Source organism: Kushneria sp. AK178, from assembly GCF_053903105.1.
In genome coordinates this window covers 2,525,888-2,548,220 of record NZ_CP096381.1, presented here as the reverse complement: position 1 = coordinate 2,548,220, position 22,333 = coordinate 2,525,888, and the positions used below count along the sequence as shown (strand labels likewise).

Here is a 22,333-nt window from a genome sequence, read left to right as displayed (position 1 = left end):
GATGATTTTGCCCCGGCCGTTTAGAATAATCGCTCTTGCCGAGCACACGAGGAAATGAACCGATGAACGACCTTTTTACGACAGACGCGGTTGTTGCGGGCGTGGTTGTGCTTGAAGGTGACCATGTCCTGGCCGGTGGCCGGGATGAGCAGGAGGCCATGACCAATGTGCCCTCCGCCTGGCAGGCCAGTCCGGCGCTGAAATGCGTTCCCGCCTCCATGACGCTGGTACATCAGGTCCGGAAATACGGCAGCGTGCCCTTTGTCGTGGTGGAAGGTGTTGTCTGTACGATCGATGATGCCGATGCGTTGCTTGAGTCCGACGAGACGGTCGAGGTGCCCGGCAGCCCGGAAGTCGAGCGGCTCCTGCAGCGTAGTGATGCATTGGTCGCCGATAATGATGAAGCGGATGCCGAGCACACCGGCTGATACGGCCGGGGCTCGGCATCACACGTTGATAAAGCAGGATAGTGTGTCGCATGACCCATGATGAAGTGTCCTCCCGCCGCCATGAGGCGCTTGTCGCCAGCGGACAGCCGATCTGGCTGTTCGGCTATGGCTCGCTGATCTACAAGGCCGGCTTTGCCTGGCAGGAGCGCCGACCGGCCAGCATTCACGGCTGGACGCGCCGTTTCTGGCAGGGCTCCCATGACCACCGCGGCACGCTCGAGTCACCGGGGCGGGTGGCCACGCTGGTGCCCGGCGAAGGCGCCATCTGCCACGGCATGGCGTATCGCATCACTCCCGACGTGCTCGAGGCCCTCGATGTGCGCGAGAAAAACGGCTATCGGCGCGTCGTGACCGACCTTTATCTTGATGACGGTGAGCGCAGTGAAGCGCTGGTCTACATGGCCACCGAAGGCAACGAAGCCTGGCTGGGAGAAGCATCGGCGTTCGAGATCGCCCGTCAGATATCGACCGCCGAAGGCCCCAGCGGCCCCAATCGCGATTATCTGCTGCTGCTGGCCGATTCGCTGCGTGACATGGGCCATGATGACCCCCATGTGGCGGCCATCGAAGAGGCGCTGCTGGCCCTGGAGGCGGGGACATGAAGCCCCGGGCTGTTGTCGGTAAGCATTCATGAAAAAGGGGCCGCATACGCGGCCCCTTTTTCGTGACGGACGACTGGGGTGTCTACGGGATGTCAGAAGGTCTCCCACTCATCCTCATCATGGGTGACGCGATGGCTCTGCGTGGCGGCAGACGGCTCCCCGGCCTTTGAGCTGTTGGTGGTCGATGTATCAAACGAGGTGGTCGATGTCGTTGAGGTGTCGTTGCTCTCGCGGCCCTCACTGCGCTGACTGCTCTTTTGAGATGCGGCGGCACTGGCAGAAGAGGTGGACGCAGAAGCCGCTGCCTTGTTTGAAGGGCCTTCGTGGCGCTCTCTGTGGCCCGCGGCAGGCTGCTCGGCGCTCTCGACCGATTGGACTGCGCCATGCACGTGTTCTGCTGCAGCGTCATGGTCCGTCGAGTTGGCGGCACCCTCGTCAGTCAGGGTGAACAGGTTGACCGAATCGCGCAGGACATGGGCCTGGCGCTCGAGCTCGCTGGCGGCCCGGGCGGCATTCTGGACCAGCTCGGCGTTTTGCTGGGTGACCTGGTCGATCTGGGAGATCGCCTGATTGACCTGACCGATCCCGCTGCTCTGCTCCTGTGAGGCCGAGGCGATCTCGGCGATGATTTCAGTGGCCCGCTGGACCGATTCGACAATGACCTGCATGGTGCTGCTGGCCTGCTCGACCAGATCCGAGCCATCGCCTACCCGCTTCAGCGAATTGTCGATCAGCTCGCGGATATCGCCGGCGGCGCTGGCCGAGCGTCCGGCCAGGGCGCGCACTTCACCGGCCACCACGGCAAAGCCCTTGCCCTGTTCGCCGGCGCGGGCGGCCTCGACCGAGGCGTTGAGCGCGAGGATATTGGTCTGAAAGGCGATGGAGTCGATCAGCGCGATGATATCGCCCATCTGCTGTGAACTCTGGTTGATCCCCTGCATGGTCTGCTGCACTTCAACGATGACCTCGCCACCGCGCTGCGCCTGGCGTGATGCTTCCTGGGCCAGCTGGCTGGCCTGGCGCGAGTTCTCGGCATTTTGCGATACCGTGGCCGTCAGCTCTTCCATGCTGGCAGCGGTCTGCTCGAGCGAGGCGGCCTGCTGCTCGGTGCGGGCGGACAGGTCCATGTTGTCACGGGCAATCAGACGCGCATCGTCATTGATGCGGTGACTGCCCTCGCGCACGGAACTGACCGTATGAGACAGGCTCTGCTGAGTGGTCGCCAGGGCCTTGAAGAGCCGGCCGATCTCGTTGTCGCCGCGCTGCTCGTCGACCCGGGACAGATCCCCCTCGGCCATGCGCTCGAAATGAGTAACCAGCCGCTTGAGCGGGTTGATGACATTGACCGTCACCCCCCACATCACCACGGCGCTGATGATGAAAGCGACCACCACGGCCAGCACCATGGCCGAGCGCAACACGGTAGCGGTCGTGTCAAAACCGCCTGGCAGCTGACCGGCGCTATCGGCAGCGGACTGCACAAGAATGCCTTCACTGTAATGAAGTCCGTAGAGCCCCAGAGCACTGACGCCCATGATCAGCGCCAGAAATACGGCAACCACCAGTGTCCAGCTTGTTCTGACGGTCATGTCATCGATCAGTTTCATGGTCTCTCTGCACCCTTTTTTGACGTCGCGGGAGTTGTCTGATGATGCAGGGTTATCGGCCATGACCGGCAGAACTGAAGCAGTCAGGGGGCGTGTGATGTCAAAACGCGTGAAATACACTTCAGAAAAGTGAACACGTGCCGTTATCCACGCAGCAGGCTCAAAAGAGATGATTGACCTACCATGACCGTATCCTACGACCAAAAGGGCGCTCCCGTATTACAGCAGTTGCTGCGCAGTGCCGCGCATGCGGCCGACTGCGCATGCAGCGTTCTTTACGGCGCCTACGGTGAGGTCATGGCGGGATACGAGAGCACCCTGTTGCCGGCCATGTCGCGTGACAGGATTATCATGCTCCGTGACCTGATCGACAGTGGCGGTGAAGGCTACCTGTGTATCGACGATGTGCGCCGGACCGAGGCGCCCCTGTCCGATCTGCCCTGGCCGGACGACACCGGCTTTGCAGCGCTGACGCTTGTGCGATCGAGCGGTAATGAGCTGCTGGGCGTTCTTCTGGTCTGTGATGGTCGACCGCGCCGGGGGTTGAGTACGGCCCAGCGCTACGTACTGCATACGCATGCCGCCCAGATTGGCTATCATCACGACTGTCGGCAGGTCCGCGAATCGGTCGAGATCGCCAATACCGATAGTGGCGAGCGCCTGCGGCTGCTGGAGTCGGTCGTGGTGCACGCCAATGATGCCATCCTGATTACCGAGGCCGAACCGGTCGGCCTGCCCGGACCGCGTATCGTCTACTGCAACGCCGCCTTTACCCGTACCACCGGTTACAGCGAAGCCGACGTGCTGGGCAAAACGCCCCGCATCCTGCAAAACGAGCGCACCGATCGCAAGGCGCTGGATCGCCTGAGGGCGTCACTGGAGAAGTGGCAGCCCGTTGAAGTCGAGCTTTTGAATTCCCGTCGCGACGGTACCGAATTCTGGGTTGAGCTCAGTATCGTGCCGGTGGCCAATGAGCGGGGCTGGTTTACGCACTGGGTTTCGGTGCAGCGCGATATCAGTGAGCGCAAGCGCGCCGAGGAGATCGAGCAGCAGGCACGCCGGGCGCAGGCGGAAAACATGGCGCTGGAAGCGCGGCTGCTGGAGCGCCAGCGGATCGAGCAGGAGCTCTCCTGGGCGGCCACCCATGATAATCTGACCGAGCTCTACAACCGCGCCTGGATCATGGGTCGACTGCGCGATCTGCTGTCGAAAACGCCGTCATCGCACCCTGAAGCGGCCGTGCTGTTCATGGATCTGGACCGGTTCAAGCTCGTCAACGACAGCCTCGGCCATCGCGCCGGGGATCAGCTGCTGACGGACATGGCCCGGCGGCTCGAATCCTGTCTGCGCAGTACCGATACCCTGGCCCGCGTGGGCGGCGACGAGTTCGTGGTGCTGATCGAGGATGCCGCGCCGGAGCAGGCCGCCGGAGAAGTGGCTCACCGTATTGCCGAGTGCCTGCAAAAACCCTTCAGGATTCAGGGGCAGAATCTTTTCTCCTCCAGCAGTATCGGCATCGTGCTGCTGGAGGCGCACTACCACACGCCCGAAGAGCTGCTGCGCGATGCTGACACCGCCATGTATGTGGCCAAGGAGGAGGGCATCGGGCGCTACGTCTTCTTTACACCTTCAATGCGCGATAGCGTGGTGGAGACGCTGGCACTGCAGAATGATCTGCGCCATGCCATGAGCCGCAACGAGTTCACGCTGTGCTATCAGCCCATTCATGAGCCGCACACCTGTGTCATCCGGGGCATCGAGGCACTGTTGACCTGGCAACACCCCGAGCGCGGCAGGGTGGCGCCGGAAGTCTTTATTGGCATGGCCGAGGAGCTGGGGATTCTGCGCGACATCGGGTGCTGGGTCATGCAGGAGGCCTGTCAGCAGCTGGCACAGTGGCGCCGCAGCGACCCGGAACGCTGTGAGTTACTGACGCTGAACATCAACGTATCAGCGCAGGAGCTCAAGCATCACAGCTTCAAGCGCGATCTCGTCTCGGCGCTCGAGCACAGTGGCATTCCCGCTCATCGACTGCAGCTCGAGATCAACGAAGGGGTGTTTCGCTATCATCCCGACATCATTGGTCAGGTGCTCCACGACATCCGCGCGCTGGGCGTAAGCATCGTGCTGGATGATTTCGGCACCGGCTATTCGGCGCTGAGCTATATCGATCAGTATGAGATCGATGCCATCAAGGTGGACCGTGCCTTTGTGCTGCGCATGGTACTGCATCAGCGCTCCATGGCGATCATGCAGAGTCTGCTGTGGCTGGGAAAAACACTTGAGCTGGATATCGTGGCCGAGGGCGTGGAAACCCTGGAGCAGCTGGAGATGCTGCAACGCCTCGGGTGCCCGCTGGCGCAGGGCTATTTTCTCTCCCGCCCCATGACCCCCGAGCAGATCGCTACGCTGCTGGCAAGGCGGCAGAAGGTGCCGTCCGGCGCGCGCTCGGCGCTGCCGCAGGTCACGTCGTGGTCGGTGTCGAGTGGCGACCCGGGCGACTGTGCCTGCCAGTCATGACGGCGACGGCCCGTTCATCGCCGAGGACGATCGTCAGCGGTGAACGGGCCATGGATAACGACGACAGGGCAGAACGGATGATGTCCCGTTCTGCCCCTTGTATTACTGATCGATCAAGGCGATCAGTAGTGGATGACACTGCGGATCGATTTGCCCTCGTGCATCAGCTCAAAGGCCTCGTTGATCTGCTCCAGCGGCATGGTGTGCGTCACGAACGGATCCAGGTCGATTTTGCCGCCCAGATAGTCGTTGACCATGCCCGGCAGCTGCGAGCGGCCCTTGACGCCACCGAAAGCGGAGCCTTTCCAGACGCGACCGGTCACCAGCTGGAAGGGACGGGTACGGATCTCCTGACCGGCGCCGGCCACCCCGATGATGATGCTCTCGCCCCAGCCCTTGTGGCAGCACTCCAGCGCCGAGCGCATGACATCGACATTGCCGATGCACTCAAAGCTGAACTCCACGCCGCCGTCGGTCATCTCGACGATCACTTCCTGAATCGGGCGGTCATGATCCTTCGGATTGACGAAGTCGGTCGCGCCCATGGACTCGGCCAGTGCGAACTTGTCCGGGTTGGTGTCGATGGCAATGATGCGCGAGGCCTTCGCCTGCACTGCCCCCTGGATGGCGGCAAGCCCGATGCCGCCGAGACCGAAGATGGCGACCGTATCGCCTTCCTTGACACCGGCGGTGTTGTGCACGGCACCGATACCGGTGGTGACACCACAGCCCAGCAGGCAGGCCTTTTCCAGCGGCGCCTCTTCGTTGATCACCGCCAGCGACACCTCGGCCACCACGGTGTACTCGCTGAAGGTACTGGTGCCCATGTAGTGATAGATGGGCTCGCCGTTGTAGGAGAAACGGGTGGTGCCATCCGGCATCAGGCCCTTGCCCTGGGTGGCGCGCACGGCCGAGCACAGATTGGTCCTGCCGGAGCGGCAGAACTTGCACTCGCCGCACTCGGCGGTGTAGAGCGGTATGACGTGATCGCCCGGCTTGACGCTGGTCACGCCCTCGCCAACGGCTTCAACGATCCCGCCACCTTCGTGGCCCAGCACGGCCGGGAAGATGCCTTCCGGATCATCGCCGGAGAGCGTAAAGGCATCCGTGTGGCAGACACCGGTGTGCGTGATGCGCACCAGCACTTCCCCCTTGCGGGGCGGTTCGACATCGATTTCCACGATTTCGAGCGGTTTGCCCGGCCCGAAGGCGACAGCAGCACGTGATTTCAATTGACTCTCCTTGAGGTTGCGAAGGGCCCGACTATCGGACCACAGGCTATTTCAGATAGGAACGGATCAGTGACGCCATCTCATCGGCGCGCGCCGTACGCTCTTCGTCGCTGGCGTCGGCATCCCCGAAGCTCTCACGAATATGCGTTTCCATCATCTCTGACATCAGACCGTTGACGGCACCGCGCATGGCCGCGATCTGTTGAAGGATCGGGGCACACTCGGTGCCGGCTTCCAGCTGACGTTCCAGCGCCTCACACTGGCCCCGAATGCGACGCACCCGGGCAAGAACACGCTTTTTGGCAGCGGGTGAATGCGGCATGACAACGTCTCTATATACTATACCCCAGTATGGTAAAGGCATCAGGACACGAATGCATCCTTCGAAGGTGGGAGATGGCCGTCTCTCGACCGGAATCGGACAAATGCCTGCAGGGAGCGTCAACGACGACGCGTGGTAGCCACATATTAATGTAAAAACACTTGAGACCGGCGCCCGGCAAGGCCATCATCGGCGGCCTTCGCCGTCACCCACACGGGGCGGCGAAACCACGACCGGGGTGGCATCGGGTCGGGGTGCGCTCGATCCCCTTCAAGGCAGGATCGGTTGCCCACTACCGATAAGACCCTTACCACTGTTGACTTTCCCGATCTGGAATCGACTCCATGAACAAGGTTCTGATTATTGGCGCCGGCGGCGTCGGTGGCGTTGTTACCCACAAGTGTGCGCAGCATCCTGAAGTCTTTGGCGAGATCTGTCTGGCCAGTCGCAACGAGGACAAGTGCAGGGCGATCGCCGATCAGCTCTCGCGTCCCATCGAAACCGCGCAGGTCGACGCCGATGATGTCGACGCGCTGGTCGCGCTGATCGAGTCCTTCAAACCGGATGTCCTGATCCATGTGGCGCTGCCCTATCAGGATCTGACCATCATGGACGCCTGCCTGCGCACCGGCGTGCCCTATCTGGATACGGCCAACTACGAACATCCCGACGAGGCGAAGTTCGAGTACAAGGAGCAGTGGGCCTTCCAGGAGCGTTACAGGAATGCCGGCAACATGGCCACGCTCGGCTGCGGTTTTGACCCGGGCATGACCAACATCTACTGCGCCTGGGGCCAGAAAAACCTGTTCGACGAGATTCATCGTATCGACATTCTGGATGCCAACGGCGGCGATCACGGCTATCCCTTTGCCACCAACTTCAACCCGGAGATCAACATTCGCGAGATCACCGCGAACGGGCGCTACTGGGAGAAGGGCGAGTGGGTCGAAACCGCGCCGCTGGCGGAAAAGCGCACCTTCAACTTCGACGGCATCGGCGAAAAGGATCTGTACCTGCTCTATCACGAAGAGCTGGAATCGCTGTCGCAGAACATCAAGGGCGTCGAGCGCATCCGCTTCTGGATGACCTTCTCCGAGAAGTACCTGACCCATCTTAAGGTGCTGGAAAACGTCGGCATGACCAGCATCGAGCCGATCAACGTCAACGGCTGTGAGGTCTCGCCGCTGCAGTTTCTCAAGTCCGTGCTGCCGGACCCGGCCTCGCTCGGCCCGCGCACGACGGGCAAGACCAACATCGGCGTCATTCTCGACGGCATCAAGGATGGCAAGCGTCGCAAGGTGCACATCTACAACATCTGCGATCACGAGAAGAGCTATGAGGAAGTGAAGTCCCAGGCGATCTCGTTTACTACCGGCGTGCCGGCGGTGACCGGTGCCATGCTGATGCTCGAAGGGCTCTGGAAGGGCGACGGCGTTTACAACGTCGAACAGCTCGATCCCGACCCCTTCATGGACCGCATCGGCGACATGGGCCTGCCCTGGCAGATGGTCGAGCTCGATCCCGATCAGGACCCGCTGGGCTGATGACCGATCACGGCCTCGATTTCGACATCCACGCGTGCCCATCGCCGGCCTACGTCCTCGATGACGCGCTGCTCCGGCGCAATCTGGAGCGGCTCGGACAGGTGCAGCGCGACAGTGGCGCGAAAATCCTGCTGGCGCTCAAGGGCTTTGCCCTGTGGGACAGCTTCCCGCTGGTGCGCCAGTACCTGGTCGGCACCACGGCCAGCGGTCAGGATGAGGCGCGTCTGGGCGCCGAGACCTTCGGTGGCGAGGTGCATGTCTACTCGCCGGCCTTCAACGAGGCCGAAATGGCGGAAGTGCTGCGCTACGCCGATCACCTGAGCTTCAACTCGCCCGGTCAATGGCGGCGCCATCGCGACACCATCGCGGCGGCCCCGCGGCGCCCCTCCTGTGGACTGCGGGTCAATCCCGAGCACTCCACCGGCGCTGTGCCCCTCTATGATCCCTGTGCCGCGGGTTCCCGGCTGGGCACACGCGCCGGCGATCTTGCTCCCGGCGATCTCGACGGGCTGGAAGGGCTGCACTTTCACACCCTGTGCGAGCAGAACAGCGACGCCCTGGAAGAGACGCTGGCGGCGTTCGAGGCAAGATTCGGTCAGTATCTGAGCGGGATGCGCTGGGTCAATTTCGGCGGCGGGCACCACATCACGCGTGATGACTACGACGTCGAGCGGCTGGTGCGCGTGATTCGCGACTTCCGCGCGCGCCATCCGCATCTGGAGGTCTATCTGGAGCCGGGCGAGGCGATCGCGCTCAATACCGGCTATCTGGTCGCCACCGTGCTGGATATCGTCGACAACAATGGCCCGATCGCGATTCTCGACACCTCCGCCACGGCGCACATGCCGGACGTACTGGAGATGCCGTATCGCCCCGACATCATCGGCGGTGCCCATCCGGGGAAGAAGGCGCACACCTATCGCCTGGGCGGCATGACCTGCCTGGCCGGCGATGTGATCGGCGACTACGCCTTTGATGTGCCGCTTGAAATCGGCGATCGGCTGGTCTTTACCGACATGGCGCACTACACCATGGTCAAGACCACCACCTTCAACGGCATTCGCCTGCCCTCGATCTGCCGGGTCGATGAAACAAGCCGCGAAGTGCGCACGGTCAGAACCTTTGGCTATGTCGACTACATGCAGCGTCTGAGCTGACCGGGTATCTGTTATGGTCACGTAAGAACGCCCCGCATCCGCGGGGCGTTTTTTATGACGGGCAGGTCATGTCCGGGTCAGTCCACCGGCCCCTGATCCTTGCCTGCGGCGGCGTTGTGCATCCGTCGGCGCAGGATCGGCCCCACGACGACCGGTAGTACCAGACCGGCGATGGCGGCTATCCAGAGACCGATGGCCAGACCGCTGTTCCACAGCGCGGTCCAGTCGCCGTCGGCGATATCCAGCGTATGGCGCAGGTTGTTTTCCATTTCCGGGCCCAGCAGCAGGCCGAGAATGATGGGAACCAGCGGAATTTCAAGCTTGCGCATGAAATAACCAAAGACGCCGAACGCGACCATGAAATAGAGATCGAATGCCGAATTGCTGATCGAGTAGATGCCGACAAAGGCCACCATGGTCACGATGGGCAGCAGATACATCGGCGGTACCGACAGCAGTCTGACGAAAATGCCGACCATCGGGATATTGAGTACCAGCAGCAGGAAGTTGCCGATCAAAAGCGCGGCGATGACGCCCCAGACCACGTCGGCATTCTGCGTGAACATCAAGGGGCCCGGTGTGATGTTCATGGAAATCAGCAGGGCCAGCAGCACGGCCGTCGTACCACTGCCGGGGACCCCCAGCGTCAGCATGGGGACCAGCGCGCCGGAAGAGGCGCCGTTGTTCCCGGCCTCGGGGGCCGCAACACCGCGAGGATCCCCCTTGCCGAAATACCCCTTCTTTCCCACGATTCTTTTTTCGATCGTGTAGCTGATAAAGCTGCCCAGGGAGGCACCCGCTCCCGGTAGAACGCCCGAAATGAAGCCCATGACACCGCCACGAATACTGGAGGGCAGGATGCCGCGAAACTCCTTGAAGGACATCTTCAGCTTGTTGACCGCCATTTTGGTGGTGCCGCCGCCGGCGCGTCTTTCAATGAAAAAGAGCAGCTCGGAGATGGCAAAAAGCCCTACAATGGCAATGATGAAGTCGACCCCTTCATACAGTTCCAGAACACCAAAGGTGTAGCGCTGTGTCCCGGTAGAGTCGATCCCTATCGTGGCGATCGCAAGGCCGATCGAGGCGGCGACAATGGTCTTGACCGGGTTCTTGCCGGTAATGCCGCCCAGCGTTGCAAACGCCAGCACGAACAGCGCGAAATATTCCGCCGGGCCGAATGTCAGTGCAAAGCGTGCCAGCAATGGCGCCAGAATGATCAGACCGATGGTGGCGATCAGGCTGCCTGCGAAGGAGGCGAGGGCCGAGATGGCCAGCGCTTCAGCAGCCTTGCCCTGCTGTGCCATGGGGTAGCCGTCAAGACAGGTCATCATTGCCGGCTCATCGCCGGGGATGTTGAGAAGGATTGACGAGATACGCCCGCCATACATGGCACCGGCATAGACCGAGGTCAGCATGATCAGCGCCGTTTCGGGCGCCAGACCCAGCGTGAAGGCCAGCGGTATCAGGATGGCGACCCCGTTGGCCGGGCCCAGCCCGGGCAGGGCGCCAATCAGGGTGCCCAGAAAGGCCCCGATCAGGGCAAACATCAGATTCTGTGGCTGCAGCGCAACGCTGAAGCCATCCATCAGGAAGCCAAGCGTTTCCATCAGCCGATCTCCAGGGCTTCAAGCACACCTGCCGGCAGCGCCAGTCCGAGTGCGTAGGTAAACAGCAGATACACCACGATGCCGGCGACCGCTCCGGTAATATAGGCACGCAGTGGCGGCGCCCCCATGCGCCAGCACAGGGTGCCGACGGCCAGCAGCGTGGCGGGAATGAACCCCAGTGGCACGAGCAGCAGGGTGTAAGCGATCAGAACGCCCACGGCGAGCGCAAGCTCCAGCGCAATGCTGGTGGCGGGCCAGGGATTATCCGGATCCGGCTTCACGATCAGATACAGGCTCGACAGCGCCATGACCACCGCAATGACCTTCGGGAATGAATCCGGACCCACGGCTTCCGAGCCCCCGAAGGGCTCGGGGAACTGCGTGGACGTCCAACCGTAGGCAACGGCTACTATCAGAAGCACAACGCCGAAGATACGATCATTGATGGCCATTATTTGATCAGCCCGATGTCCTGCGAGAGCGCTCGGATCTCTTCAATCTGGTCATGCACAAAGGTCTCGAACTCCTCGCCGGTGGCGTGGAAGGGCATCAGACCGTTGTTTTTCATGATCTCTTTCCACTGGTCGCTGGCATAGACCGTATCCATGGCATCGATCCAGTACTGCTTCGCCTCGTCGGAAATATCCGCCGGCATGTAGAAGCCGCGCCAGTTGGGGCCGACAGCATCGATACCCTGCTCCCTGGCCGTAGGGATATCGCTGAGCTCACCCGGCAGACGCTCTTCCGACAGCACCGCCAGAACCTTCAGATCGCCGGACTCCATGAACCCCTGGGCCTCGGTAATATCGCCGGTAAAGGCATCCACGTGGCCACCCACGACCTGGGTCAGCGCTTCGCCGCCGTTGTTGTAGTAGAGGTAGGGAATACGCGGCAGGCTGTCGACGCCGGCCGCTCGGGCAGCCATCAATACCTTGAGATGGTCCCAGCCGCCCTTGGCACTGCCGCCTGCAAACTTGACGCTGCGCGGGTTCTCTTTCAGGGCATCCATCAGCTCGTTCAGGTTCTGATATTCGGAGTCTGCCGAGACGGCAATGACTCCATAGTCAGCGCCCAGCGCACCGATCCAGTTGACCATATCGGCATCCATGCCCTGAAACTGCCCCTGCGCCAGACGTGAGGTCGTGGCGGTCGATGCGGCGACAATCAGGTCCTCGTCACCGGCACGCTTGCTGACCGTATGGGCATAGGCAACGCCGCCGCCGGCGCCCGCCATGTTAATGGTCTGGACATTGCCGGGTACCAGATCAAGGTCCTGAAGTACATTACCGACATTGCGGCAGGTGAAGTCCCAGCCGCCGCCCGGATCCGAGGGGGCGATGCACTCGATCTTGCCGGTGGGCTGGTAGTCGTCGGCTGCCTGAGCGGCCATGGGCAGGGCTAACGTGCCCGCCAGCATCAAAAGCGCAGAAAGCGATTTTTTCATTGTGTGTCCCTTTGGTGATTCCCGTCATTGCAGGGTTTTAATACGATGTTTTGGTTTGCAAGCAAGCTATAGACGGGCGGGACAGGCCGTCAACGCTCGACATGAAAACCACTACCAAAGTTGACTATAAAAACGCGCGAATCTTTCAATTCCGAAAGGTTGGCGCGTTCAGGCACCGCGATATGCCATGTCGTTACTGACACGACCCTCGACGGGACAAGGGCTGTCAGTGCATGAAAAATGCCTCTCGAAAGGGACCCGGGTGCTCGAGGGCGATAGGTGGCAAGCGCCCCGGCAGGAATTGGGCGATCGGCTCGTACCCTTCACAGCACATGATGCATCGCTGATAGGCTTGTCTCTTCCCATCAGCCCTGCGAGTGAAAGGCATGACCCACCAGATCCATATTTTTGGTCCACAGTTCAGCACGTTCGTGCGCAGCGTGCAGCTATGCTGCGAAGAGAAGGGAATTCCCTACACGGTCGGGACGCGTGTGAACGGGGGAGACGTCGAGTTCAAGGGCGCCCGGCATCTCGACTGGCACCCCTTCGGCAAGGTGCCGGTGCTGCTTCACGGTGATCATCGGCTCTACGAGACCGCCAGCATCTGCCGCTATCTCGATGCCGTGTTTGATGGCCCGGCACTTCAGCCCGATGATCCCTGGCAGCGAGCACAGGTCGATCAGTGGGCAGCCACCCTGTCGCTCTATATCGATCGGCGCCTGGTGCGTGATTACCTGCTGGAGTTCGCCTTCCCGAAGGGGGAGGACGGCACGGTGCGAATGGACAGGGTCAGGGACGCCGAGCCGGAAGCCATCCGGGCGCTGACGCTACTGGAGGCGCAGCTGGGGGACAGGGACTATCTGGTCACGGACCATTTCACCATCGCCGATGCCATTGCCGCGCCGATGCTCGATTACATCGCCGGCCTGCCTGCCGCCGGCGCATTGATGGCTGACACGCCGCGATTGCAGGTGTATGTCGAGCGGCTGCGTGCGCGCCCCTCGGCAGGCAGGGTGCTGATTGATGCCGGGGTAGCCGGCGACTGAAGCGCCGCCGGCCATATGGGTGTGGTTCACATGAAAACGCCCCGCATCCGCGGGGCGTTTTTTATGCGCCCTGAGTGGGCGCTGCCTGTTGTCGTCAGTGGCCGGCCACGCGTCGCTCGAGACGCGACAGCAGCCGCACCAGCGGCCAGAGCATGATGAAATAGATCAGCGCCGCCGCGATCAGTGGCGTCGGATTGTAGGCCATGCCCTGGACAATGCGCGCCGAGCGCAGCAGTTCCGGCAGGGTGACCACCGAGGCCAGCGAGGTGGCCTTCACCAGTTCGAGCGTGTTGCTGACCAGCTCCGGCAATACATTGCGAAGGGCCTGCGGGGCGACGACATGACGCAACGCCTGCAGGCGGGAAAGCCCGGTAGAACGCGCGGCTTCCATCTGCCCGCGACCGATGGAGGCCAGGCCCGCCCGCAGTATCTCGCCATAGTAGCCGGCGCTGTTGAGCGTCAGCGCGACCACCACGGCCGTGAAGGGCGACAGCGTCACGCCCAGAAAGGGCGCGCCGTTGTAGATGAAGATCAGCAGCACCAGCGGCGGAAAGGCGCGGAAAAAATCCACATAGGCAATCAGAAAGGGCGTCAGCCAGCGCCGACGCAGAAAGTTGAGCGTGGCGATCAGCATGCCGGCGGCCAGTCCCATGGGCACGATGATCAGGGACAGCAGCAGCGTCCAGCCCAGCCCGCGCAGCATGATCGGCCAGTACTCGATCAGTGTCTGCAGATTGAAAAACAGTTCCGTGAAAGACCCCATCGGCCGATTCCTTTAATGCTGCCAGCGATAGTGGCGTTCGACCCAGCGGCTCATGGCCACCAGCGGCACGAAAAGCACCACATACATCAGCGCTGCCAGGGTCAGTGGCGAGGGGTTGGCGACAATGGACTGCGCACTGGTCGCCTGATTGAGAATCTCGGACACCGAAATGGCACTGCCCAGCGAGGTCGACTTGCTGATCTCGATGGTGCGGTTGGTCAACAGCGGCACGGCGAGGCGTACCCCCTGGGGCAGCACAATATGCGACAGCGTCTGAAAGAAGTTCAGGCCGGTGGCGCGCCCGGCTTCCCACTGGCCGCGGTTGACCGAGGTAATGCCGGACCAGAAGATCTCTTCGGCAAATGCCGCCAGAATCAGCGCCAGGCTGGCCACTGTCGCCACGAAGGGAGAGAGGCTCAACCCGGCGTAGGGCAGGGCAAAATAGGTGCACATGATGACCACCAGCGGCGGTACGGCGCGCAGAAAATCCACCAGAAACTGCATGGGCCAGTTGATCAGGCGCACCCCGAAGGTGCGCACCAGCGCCAGCAGCAGTCCCGTACTGATGCCGATGCTGACCACCAGCAGCGTCATCTGCAGCGTCAGCACAAACCCTTCCCACAGCATCGGGAAAAAGCGCTGCATGGTGTCAAGATCGAAATAAAGACCGAGGACCTGATCCATCAGCGATGCTCCATCAGACGGCTCAGGAATTCCCGGGTACGCGGCTGGGAAGGTGCCGTGAACAGCGTCTCGGGTGGCCCCTGCTCAATGATGGCGCCCTCGTTCATGAAGACCACCCGATCGGCCACGTCACGGGCAAACCCCATCTCGTGGGTGACGATCACCATCGTCATCTTCCTGTCGCGCAGCCGCCGCATCACCGCAAGCACTTCCCCGACCAGCTCCGGGTCCAGCGCCGAGGTCGGCTCGTCAAAGAGCATGATGTCAGGCGCCAGCGCCAGCGCACGGGCGATACCGACGCGCTGCTGCTGACCCCCGGAGAGCTTCCCCGGGTAGGCATCATGATGATCGGCGAGCCCGACCTCCTCGAGGGCGGTCATGCCGCGTGCCCGGGCATCTTCCCTGTTCAGGCGATGAACCCGGCGCAGCGCCAGCGTGACGTTGCCCAGCGCTGTCATGTGCGGATAGAGGTTGAACTGCTGAAAGACCATGCCGATCGAACGACGCACCTGATCCAGGTTGACGCCCCGCTCGGTAATGCACTGCTCCCGGAAGTGGATCTCGCCACTGTCGGGGGGCTCCAGCAGATTCAGACAGCGCAACAGCGTGGACTTGCCCGACCCCGAGGGGCCGATCAGGACCACGACCTCGCCCGGTGCCACATCGAGATCGGAAGGGGTCAGCGCCGTAATGCTGCCAAAGTGTCGACTGATACCCCGAGCACTCAGTATCGGACTCATGGGGTCGTATCCATACGGTTTTCCATGTGTTTGATCATCAGAGCGTCACGACGCCTCAGGGTGTCTGGTTATCCTGATCAAAGGTCAGCTCATAGCCGGGCATGCCGGGCTCGCCGCGGCCGACGGAGATCATCGTCATCGCATCGCCCGGCGTCGGCTTGCTGTCAAACCAGGTCTCGTAGAGCTCTGCCAGGGTGCCGTCGGCCTTCATCTGCTCGATGGCACGATCCGCGCGGTCACGCAGCTCGCGATTGTCCTGGGAAAAGGCCAGACCGACCGTGGTGCCGGTGCTGGCCTCGAACGCCACGGCCAGGCGCGGCTGCTCCCGGGCGATATGGCTGGCCGTCGGATTGCCCGCCAGGTTGATGTCGGCCTGACCGCTCATGACCGCCTGTACGGCGTCGGTGTTCTTGTCGTAACGCTGCACGTCAAAGCCGTACTGCTGTTGATGCTCGCTGGCCCAGCCTTCCGCCACCGAGCCGCTGTTAACGGCCAGCGTCATGCCCTCGAGCCCTTCAGGACCCTCGATGCTGGCATCGGCGGCCGTCAGGAATCCGAGCCGATTGTCCATGTAGCCTTCGGTAAAGAGCATGTTTTCGGCGCGCTCACGGGTGATGTCGGTGGGCGCCAGAATCATGTCGTAGCGGTCGGCATACAGCCCGGAAAAGATGCCGCTGAACTGCACGTCCATGACATTCACGTCGTCATAGCCCAGACGGTCGGCCAGCTCGTCGATCAGATCGATCGAAAAGCCGCGATAGCCGCCGCCCGGGTCTACCATCGCAAACGGGGGATAGCCGACATCGGAGGCGGCGCGCAGCGTTTTGGAGGCCGACTCGGCCAGCGCCCCCTGAGAGATGAGGGGGAGAGCAGTGGCGCCGGCCAGCGCCAGCATGCGAAGCGTTGTGCTGAAAGTCATGAGCGTTCCCTGAATAGTATTGAAAAGGTGTTGTAAACACGCAGGCACGACACGGCCCTGCCGGTGTATTGCTGCGCGGGCGCTATAGCGCGATTTGACGGGCCCGGGCCATTTCGCGATCGATGGTGAAAAGACTGCCCAGATAGTGATCCACCTGACGGTCGATCAGCTCCATGAAGCCGCCGCCGGGGGTGAAGGTCAGCTCGCCGAAATAGATGGCGTCCCCGAGGATGTAAAAATCCACACGGACATAATCGAAACCTTCCGACAGCGTCTCGGCCAGTGCCAGTGCCCGGTCAAAGCCGGCCGGTTTCTCGACAGTGGAGACGTCCTCGATTTCCCGGGTTTCCACGCGGATGGGCTGCCAGTCCGGTGTCAGGCACACGCGCTGATGGCCGCCTTCCTGAAAGCGTCCCACCATGATCTGAACGATGACGGTCAGTTCGCCGTTACGGCGAAAGCAGTGAAACTTGTAGTCGCTGGGCGGAATGACCGGGTCGCTGCCCAGACGCTCCTCGAACAAAAGCCGAGGCTTGATGGCGCGATACTGGGTTTCGCGATTGACGCGCGAGAAGTCGTCATCCAGCCAGTTCCGGGAGATGTCGTAGAGCTCGGGAAACGTCCATTGGGACTTGTCCTCGACCAGCAGGTTGTAGCCGCTGCCGTGGTTGCCCTTCATGACAAAGCGCTCGGGCAGTGCCTTCAGCAGTTCGGGCGTCAGCTCATCGGCGGTGGCATGGCAGGGGATCAGGTACTGCTCGCCGATACGTTCGCGCACGTAGTCCCGCACGGCAATCTTGTCGCTCAGTACCGACATCGACGGCGTCGGATGGAGCTTGCGATAGCCGATCTTCTCGCTGAAGGTTTTGGGATCTGAAAGGTCGGGCAGCACGCCAAAAGCGCGCCGGTGGCGCAGCATGGTGAAATGACGGTCGGAAAGACGCGACATGACAAACCGGGTCAGTGCTTGTCGCCAAAAGACTGAGCGCAAGGGATCCTCTGATGATCGTTGTTTTAGGGATAAAGGTACGCGGCAGTATAGAACAATCCTGCCAGGATACATGCCGTTATTGTGCCAATATGTAACTGATTTGGCGGGATATTATTTTGAATTAATGTCGCTTGCGGTGATCCGGTCGATCCCGGCGCCGCAGACCGTGCCGGCAGCAGATCATGACATCAATGATGTTGCGACTCGGTGACAGGGAAGAAGATGAGACCGCCGCAAGGGCGGTCGACGTGAGGGTGCGGTTGGCATCAAACGCGAAGGCAGCAGGCCCTGAAGCGTGACAACAAGGAAGGCGGCTACCCCTGGGGCGCTCATGATGCGCCCCGCCGAGATCGGTTCAGTCGTGCGGCCTGACGAGACGGTCCTGCCCGGCGCCCAGGGCCACGGCCATCGCCCCCAGGCCGATCAGCCCCAGTAGAATGCCCACCACGTCCCAGCCGCCGGACCAGTCATGCAAAAGGCCCACCAGCAGCGGGCCGAAAGCGGCCAGCACGTAGCCGATGCCCTGCGCCATGCCGGAGAGTTCGGCGGCCGTATCGGCATCCGGCGCACGCAGGGCCAGCAGCGTCAGCGCCATGCTGAATGTGCCGCCCTGGCCCAGTCCCAGAATCACGACCCACAGCCACAGGCCCTGTGTGGGGGCATACAAACAGCCCGCCAGACCGCAGAGGGTAAGCAGCATCACGCTGATCAGCACGGTGCGCTGATCCTTCATGCGCCCACCGATCAACGGCGCCACGATGGCGGTGATCACCTGACACAGAATCGAGACCGACAGGGCCAGGCCGGCCGTGACCGGGGCCACGCCGCGGTCCTGCAGGATGGTTGGCAGCCAGCCGAACACCGTGTAGGCCAGTGACGACTGCAGTCCCATGAACAGCGTGACCTGCCAGGCCAGGGCGTTGCGATACAGGGGAGAGCCGCCGCGGGGCCGTGCGCGCACGGCAGGGGCGTTGCGAAGCTGGGGAATCCATACCAGTGCAGCAATGACAGCCGGGATCAGCCAGAAGGCGAGAGAAGGCGCCCACTGGTCACCGAAGGCCTGACGCAGCGGCTCGGTGGCCCCGGCGGCCAGCGATGCGCCGAGGTTGAGCGCCACCGTATACAGCCCGGTCATGAGGCTGACCCGGGTCGGGAAGTCGCGCTTGACGATGCCCGGCAGCAGCACGTTCATGATGCCGATACACCCACCGGCCAGCGCCGTGAACAAAAAAAGCCCCAGCGTGCCGGTAAAGGAACGTGCCAGAAGCGTGATCGCCAGCAGGACAAGGATGACGAAGATGGTGCGCTCGGGGCCGATGCGCCGCGACAGCCTGGGGGCCAGCGGCGCCGCCAGCCCCAGGCAGACCACCGGCAGCGTGGTCAGCACGCCCTGGGCGGCCGGCGACAGCGACAGCCCTGCGGCGATGTTTTTCAGCACGGGGGAGACGCTGGTCAACGCCGGTCTCAGGTTGATGGCCACCAGCAACAGCCCCACCAGCGCCAGCGTTGCCTGAGATCCCTTCCTTGTATAGCTCACCGATGACATGCCGCGACATTCCCTTCAAAACAAAAAAGTGCCCCATTCTGGGGCAGGATGTCGCATCAGGATAGCCGGCTGCACCATCCGGTGTCATAAACAGTGGCTCCGGGCTCAGCCGGGGAACAGCGCCGCCTTCAGGGCATGGCAGTCCTTCAGGTGGTAGTCGGCATGCTCGGGGCAGGTATTGTCCGGCACGTTGACCATGACGGTACGCGCGCCCGCCTCGCGGCCGCAGGTCATGTCCAGCGGGCTGTCACCCACCATCACGATGCCGGCAGGTGTCACCGCCCAGCGTTCGATGAAGTACTCGAGCCCGCCCGGATGCGGCTTGGGCGGCGCATCCTCGCGGCCCAGCACATCCGCATCGGCAAAGCAGTCGGCCAGCCCGATCCTTTCCAGCGTGATCCACGCCAGCTCGCGCGCATTGCGGGTCAGAATGCCCAGCCGGTACCGGCGCTCGCACAGGGTCCGGATCAGCGCCACCGCGCCCTCGGCCGGGGTGGAGCGCCCGGCCAGCTCGCGCTCGTGGTCCATCAGCCAGGCGTGGCCGGCGCGGCGCTGCGGCTCGGGCAGCGATTCAAGATGCTCGAGGATGTCACTGTCCTCCGGCACCCCCAGCTCGCGCCGGATGAGCTGAAAGTCATGCACGCCCACGGTCAGCGTGCCATCCATGTCGAATACCCAGTGCCGGCAGTCGTTGAGAGAAGCGATGGTCATGAGACACCGATGGTCAGGGAGAGAGTGTCATGGTGGCACGCTGGCGCAATGTTGGCAGGGCCTGTCTTGCAGATTTCTGCAGCCGGCGCGATAGTCGAATGCCGGATTAAAATTGACGCAAGCGTGCGCCGCACCGCACGAAGGAGTCTTCAATGAACGCTGCCAGGGCAGTGCTTCTGATCAGCGCCATGATGCTGACGGCCGTGGCCGGATCGACACTCGCGGCGGACAGGGCCGCCGACTGTCGCCGGCTCGATGGCGCCCCGGGCGAAGATGGCCGGGCCGGCACGGCGGCATGCCCACAGGGCGGCCACGGCGGTGCAGGGGTGGCCGGGGAAAATGGCGGAAGCGGAGGCGACGGCGGTGACGGCGGCATCGATGGACAGGATGGCCGCGATGGCAAGGATGGATAAATACACTAGCGTACCGGCACCGACGCAAGGAAACCCATGACCTCTGACCCTCAGGACATCAGCCTTCGCTCCTGCGAGGAACAGGACACGCCAGCACTGAAAGCGTTCTCGCTTCCGGAGGAACAGGCGCGCTATACCAGCCTGCCGGCGACCTTTCTGGATCACACAAAACGCTATCCCCGGGATCGCTTCATGGTGATTCTGGAAGGAGCGCGACCGGTCGGCTTTTTTGTGCTCAAGCACGATCCCACTGGCCTGGGACCGTATGTCGAAAACGAGACGCTTGTCCTGTCGGCACTCTCGATCAATGCCGGCGACCAGGGAAAAGGGCATGCCAAAAGGGGCATGCGTCTTTTGAAAGGCTACGTCGAAAGCGCGTTTCCAGGGATCAAAAGCGTTGTGCTCGGCGTTAACGTCAACAACCCGGCAGCGCAGTCCCTGTACGAGAAAACCGGGTTTGAAGACACCGGCAGGACAGTAACGGGCGCGATGGGCGAGCAGAAGGTGTTCAAATTGACGTGTGGGCATTCCTGGCCCGGGGATTGAGTCCGGTGGCGCGGTCCGGCAGGGGACAGGATTTCCTCCCCGCCTTCTACTGCCACATGCCGATCGCCAGCCGGCTGAAGGCGCTTAACAGGGAGACGGCAAGCGTCAGGTTGCTGATCCCGGCATCCGTAAAAGCCTCGCTCAATGCGAGGCTTTTTTATGCAGGCAGGGCCGCACCACAAGGTACTGATCTGTTGGGAAGCGGAGGAGGCCCGGGCTGACACCATCAGCAGATCAGCCGGCCTTTCGACAAGACCAGCCAGGACATGGGGCGTTAAAGAAGTCATGCCGCGTGTCGATATCCAATACCCCGCACAAACTTGCGCCCTGGCCGGGAAGGCGGCGGATCACGATAAACAGCGAAAGCTTCCGGCTTGATCTCTTGTCGCAAGGACCATTGGCACGACCATGAACGATGTCTGCCGAATCACATGGCGATGAAAGTCTCGTCATCCAGACCAGTGCTGAGCCAGGCGTTGGTATCTCCCTTGATGTGTATCAAAAGGCCCACGATGAAAAAAACGCTCACCCTGTATCTGGCGCTGACTGGCCTGGTATCTGCCGCACCGACATTGGCCACCGAAAACGGGGCGCCTACCACCCCCATGGGGGTCTACGATTTTGGCTCCGGTTTTCTTCCACCCGCGACACCTAACGGCACCTTTGGCATGCGCGCCGCCTGGTATTCCTCCGATGATTTGATGGTCAGCAATGGTTCTCGGTCCGATAACGATTTTTCAGTCAATGTCCTTTCAGTAGGCGCGGCCTATATCCGCATGACGGACAAGACGCTGCTGGGCGGGCGTTATGGTTTCGGTGGGGTGATCCCCTTTTTCGATATGAAGGCATCGCTGGATGTCAATGCCGGCGGGCAAACCGTATTTAAAGACGATGCCCATGTCCTCGCACAGGGCGATATCCAGCTGGTTCCTTTAATGCTGGCGTGGACTCCCGCACCCAACATGGGGGTCAGTGCGCAGTTTCAGGTGCAGGCACCTACCGGCGAATACAAGGAAGATCGCCTGATCAACCCCGGCCTCAATCACTGGGCCTTTTCGCCCATCGTGGGCTTTAGCTATATCACGTCAGGTGGATTTGAAGTGTCGACATCGTCACAGCTGGACTTCAATACCCGTAATACGGACACCGACTATCGCAGCGGCATCGAGTATCGCAACGAATTCGCTGCCGGGCAGCATGTCGATGCGTGGACGCTCGGTCTGGGAGGGTATTACTACGCTCAGTTGAGTGACGACGATAGCCCCTCGCTGTCCTCGGGAGAAGGCAATCGCGCCCGTGTCTGGGCAGCCGGGCCGGCCGCCAGCTTCTTTTCACCCGGGTTACCGACCGTTTGGTTGCATGCCTACCAGGAGTTCGGCGCCAAAAATCGCACCGAGGGATATAATATCGCGATTCGTACCGGCTATAGCTTTTAAGTCCTGCCTGGTACCGAAAAGTGTGGCGGGGCGTGGGCGAGCGTGGGCAGACAG

The 22,333-nt window shown here is 62.0% G+C and carries 22 protein-coding genes; 9 read left to right on the top strand and 13 right to left on the bottom strand.

Annotated features, from left to right (window positions below; all coding sequences use genetic code 11):
• Positions 1 to 62 precede the first annotated feature (62 nt).
• Together M1D97_RS11720 and M1D97_RS11715 are read left to right on the top strand one after the other, a co-directional pair.
• Positions 63 to 428 carry a hypothetical protein gene (locus M1D97_RS11720; RefSeq protein ID WP_456267903.1) on the top strand — a complete coding sequence of 122 codons (366 nt, stop codon included), beginning with the start codon at positions 63 to 65 and terminating at the stop codon, positions 426 to 428.
• 50 nt (positions 429 to 478) lie between these two features.
• The gene (locus M1D97_RS11715; RefSeq protein WP_456267902.1) at positions 479 to 1,051 is read left to right on the top strand and encodes a gamma-glutamylcyclotransferase; all 573 of its coding nucleotides are present in this window, start codon (positions 479 to 481) and stop codon (positions 1,049 to 1,051) included.
• Positions 1,052 to 1,143: 92 nt separating this feature from the next.
• Here the strand turns inward: M1D97_RS11715 and M1D97_RS11710 are convergent, their stop codons facing one another.
• On the bottom strand, positions 1,144 to 2,658 hold the full coding sequence (locus M1D97_RS11710; protein ID WP_456267901.1) for a methyl-accepting chemotaxis protein: 1,515 nt from the start codon (positions 2,656 to 2,658) through the stop codon (positions 1,144 to 1,146).
• 183 nt (positions 2,659 to 2,841) lie between these two features.
• Here M1D97_RS11710 and M1D97_RS11705 point away from each other — a divergent pair, with 183 nt between their 5' ends.
• The gene (locus M1D97_RS11705; protein WP_456267900.1) at positions 2,842 to 5,178 is read left to right on the top strand and encodes a putative bifunctional diguanylate cyclase/phosphodiesterase; all 2,337 of its coding nucleotides are present in this window, start codon (positions 2,842 to 2,844) and stop codon (positions 5,176 to 5,178) included.
• A 122-nt stretch (positions 5,179 to 5,300) separates the two neighbouring features.
• Here M1D97_RS11705 and M1D97_RS11700 read toward each other — a convergent pair whose 3' ends face one another.
• Positions 5,301 to 6,410 carry an S-(hydroxymethyl)glutathione dehydrogenase/class III alcohol dehydrogenase gene (locus M1D97_RS11700; RefSeq protein WP_456267899.1) on the bottom strand — a complete coding sequence of 370 codons (1,110 nt, stop codon included), beginning with the start codon at positions 6,408 to 6,410 and terminating at the stop codon, positions 5,301 to 5,303.
• A 46-nt stretch (positions 6,411 to 6,456) separates the two neighbouring features.
• Positions 6,457 to 6,732, bottom strand: coding sequence for a metal/formaldehyde-sensitive transcriptional repressor (locus M1D97_RS11695; protein WP_456267898.1), 276 nt, complete (start codon positions 6,730 to 6,732; stop codon positions 6,457 to 6,459).
• 344 nt (positions 6,733 to 7,076) lie between these two features.
• Here M1D97_RS11695 and M1D97_RS11690 point away from each other — a divergent pair, with 344 nt between their 5' ends.
• Together M1D97_RS11690 and nspC are read left to right on the top strand one after the other, a co-directional pair.
• Positions 7,077 to 8,276 carry a saccharopine dehydrogenase family protein gene (locus M1D97_RS11690; RefSeq protein ID WP_456267897.1) on the top strand — a complete coding sequence of 400 codons (1,200 nt, stop codon included), beginning with the start codon at positions 7,077 to 7,079 and terminating at the stop codon, positions 8,274 to 8,276.
• Entirely contained in the window at positions 8,276 to 9,433 is a 1,158-nt protein-coding gene (gene nspC / locus M1D97_RS11685) for a carboxynorspermidine decarboxylase (protein ID WP_456267896.1), read from the top strand. The genes M1D97_RS11690 and nspC overlap by 1 nt, the downstream gene beginning before the upstream one ends.
• A gap of 77 nt (positions 9,434 to 9,510) precedes the next feature.
• On the opposite strand, the gene M1D97_RS11680 is transcribed toward nspC, so the two are convergent.
• From M1D97_RS11680 to M1D97_RS11670, 3 genes are read right to left on the bottom strand one after another with little or no spacing between them, the layout of a single operon-like run.
• Positions 9,511 to 11,040: a tripartite tricarboxylate transporter permease gene (locus tag M1D97_RS11680; protein WP_456267895.1), complete on the bottom strand. Its 1,530-nt coding sequence runs from the start codon at positions 11,038 to 11,040 to the stop codon at positions 9,511 to 9,513.
• Positions 11,040 to 11,492 carry a tripartite tricarboxylate transporter TctB family protein gene (locus M1D97_RS11675; RefSeq protein ID WP_456267894.1) on the bottom strand — a complete coding sequence of 151 codons (453 nt, stop codon included), beginning with the start codon at positions 11,490 to 11,492 and terminating at the stop codon, positions 11,040 to 11,042. The genes M1D97_RS11680 and M1D97_RS11675 overlap by 1 nt, the downstream gene beginning before the upstream one ends.
• Complete coding sequence (locus tag M1D97_RS11670) at positions 11,492 to 12,484, bottom strand: Bug family tripartite tricarboxylate transporter substrate binding protein (RefSeq protein WP_456267893.1); 993 nt, start codon at positions 12,482 to 12,484, stop codon at positions 11,492 to 11,494. Before M1D97_RS11670 ends, M1D97_RS11675 begins: the two co-directional genes overlap by 1 nt.
• A gap of 386 nt (positions 12,485 to 12,870) precedes the next feature.
• On the opposite strand from M1D97_RS11670, the gene M1D97_RS11665 reads away from it, so the two are divergent.
• Positions 12,871 to 13,530, top strand: a complete 660-nt coding sequence (locus M1D97_RS11665; protein WP_456267892.1) for a glutathione S-transferase family protein — start codon at positions 12,871 to 12,873, stop codon at positions 13,528 to 13,530.
• Positions 13,531 to 13,624: 94 nt separating this feature from the next.
• Here the strand turns inward: M1D97_RS11665 and M1D97_RS11660 are convergent, their stop codons facing one another.
• The 7 genes from M1D97_RS11660 to M1D97_RS11630 form a co-directional block, all read right to left on the bottom strand.
• A complete protein-coding gene (locus M1D97_RS11660) occupies positions 13,625 to 14,293 on the bottom strand; it encodes an amino acid ABC transporter permease (RefSeq protein ID WP_456267891.1) in 669 nt (222 codons plus the stop codon).
• 12 nt (positions 14,294 to 14,305) lie between these two features.
• Positions 14,306 to 14,977, bottom strand: a complete 672-nt coding sequence (locus M1D97_RS11655; RefSeq protein ID WP_456267890.1) for an amino acid ABC transporter permease — start codon at positions 14,975 to 14,977, stop codon at positions 14,306 to 14,308.
• A complete protein-coding gene (locus M1D97_RS11650) occupies positions 14,977 to 15,717 on the bottom strand; it encodes an amino acid ABC transporter ATP-binding protein (protein ID WP_456267889.1) in 741 nt (246 codons plus the stop codon). The genes M1D97_RS11655 and M1D97_RS11650 overlap by 1 nt, the downstream gene beginning before the upstream one ends.
• Before the next feature lie 55 nt (positions 15,718 to 15,772).
• Entirely contained in the window at positions 15,773 to 16,636 is an 864-nt protein-coding gene (locus M1D97_RS11645) for an ABC transporter substrate-binding protein (RefSeq protein ID WP_456267888.1), read from the bottom strand.
• Positions 16,637 to 16,718: 82 nt separating this feature from the next.
• Complete coding sequence (locus M1D97_RS11640) at positions 16,719 to 17,585, bottom strand: ATP-grasp fold amidoligase family protein (RefSeq protein WP_456267887.1); 867 nt, start codon at positions 17,583 to 17,585, stop codon at positions 16,719 to 16,721.
• 397 nt (positions 17,586 to 17,982) lie between these two features.
• Positions 17,983 to 19,164 (bottom strand): CynX/NimT family MFS transporter, encoded by a 1,182-nt coding sequence (locus tag M1D97_RS11635; protein ID WP_456267886.1) that lies wholly within the window; start codon positions 19,162 to 19,164, stop codon positions 17,983 to 17,985.
• Positions 19,165 to 19,278: 114 nt separating this feature from the next.
• Positions 19,279 to 19,884 carry an HAD family hydrolase gene (locus M1D97_RS11630; protein WP_456267885.1) on the bottom strand — a complete coding sequence of 202 codons (606 nt, stop codon included), beginning with the start codon at positions 19,882 to 19,884 and terminating at the stop codon, positions 19,279 to 19,281.
• Positions 19,885 to 20,036: 152 nt separating this feature from the next.
• On the opposite strand from M1D97_RS11630, the gene M1D97_RS11625 reads away from it, so the two are divergent.
• From M1D97_RS11625 to M1D97_RS11615, 3 genes are all read left to right on the top strand, one after another.
• Positions 20,037 to 20,297: a hypothetical protein gene (locus M1D97_RS11625; protein WP_456267884.1), complete on the top strand. Its 261-nt coding sequence runs from the start codon at positions 20,037 to 20,039 to the stop codon at positions 20,295 to 20,297.
• Positions 20,298 to 20,333: 36 nt separating this feature from the next.
• Positions 20,334 to 20,843 carry a GNAT family N-acetyltransferase gene (locus M1D97_RS11620; RefSeq protein ID WP_456267883.1) on the top strand — a complete coding sequence of 170 codons (510 nt, stop codon included), beginning with the start codon at positions 20,334 to 20,336 and terminating at the stop codon, positions 20,841 to 20,843.
• A gap of 512 nt (positions 20,844 to 21,355) precedes the next feature.
• Positions 21,356 to 22,279: a SphA family protein gene (locus M1D97_RS11615; RefSeq protein WP_456267882.1), complete on the top strand. Its 924-nt coding sequence runs from the start codon at positions 21,356 to 21,358 to the stop codon at positions 22,277 to 22,279.
• Positions 22,280 to 22,333: the final 54 nt, after the last annotated feature.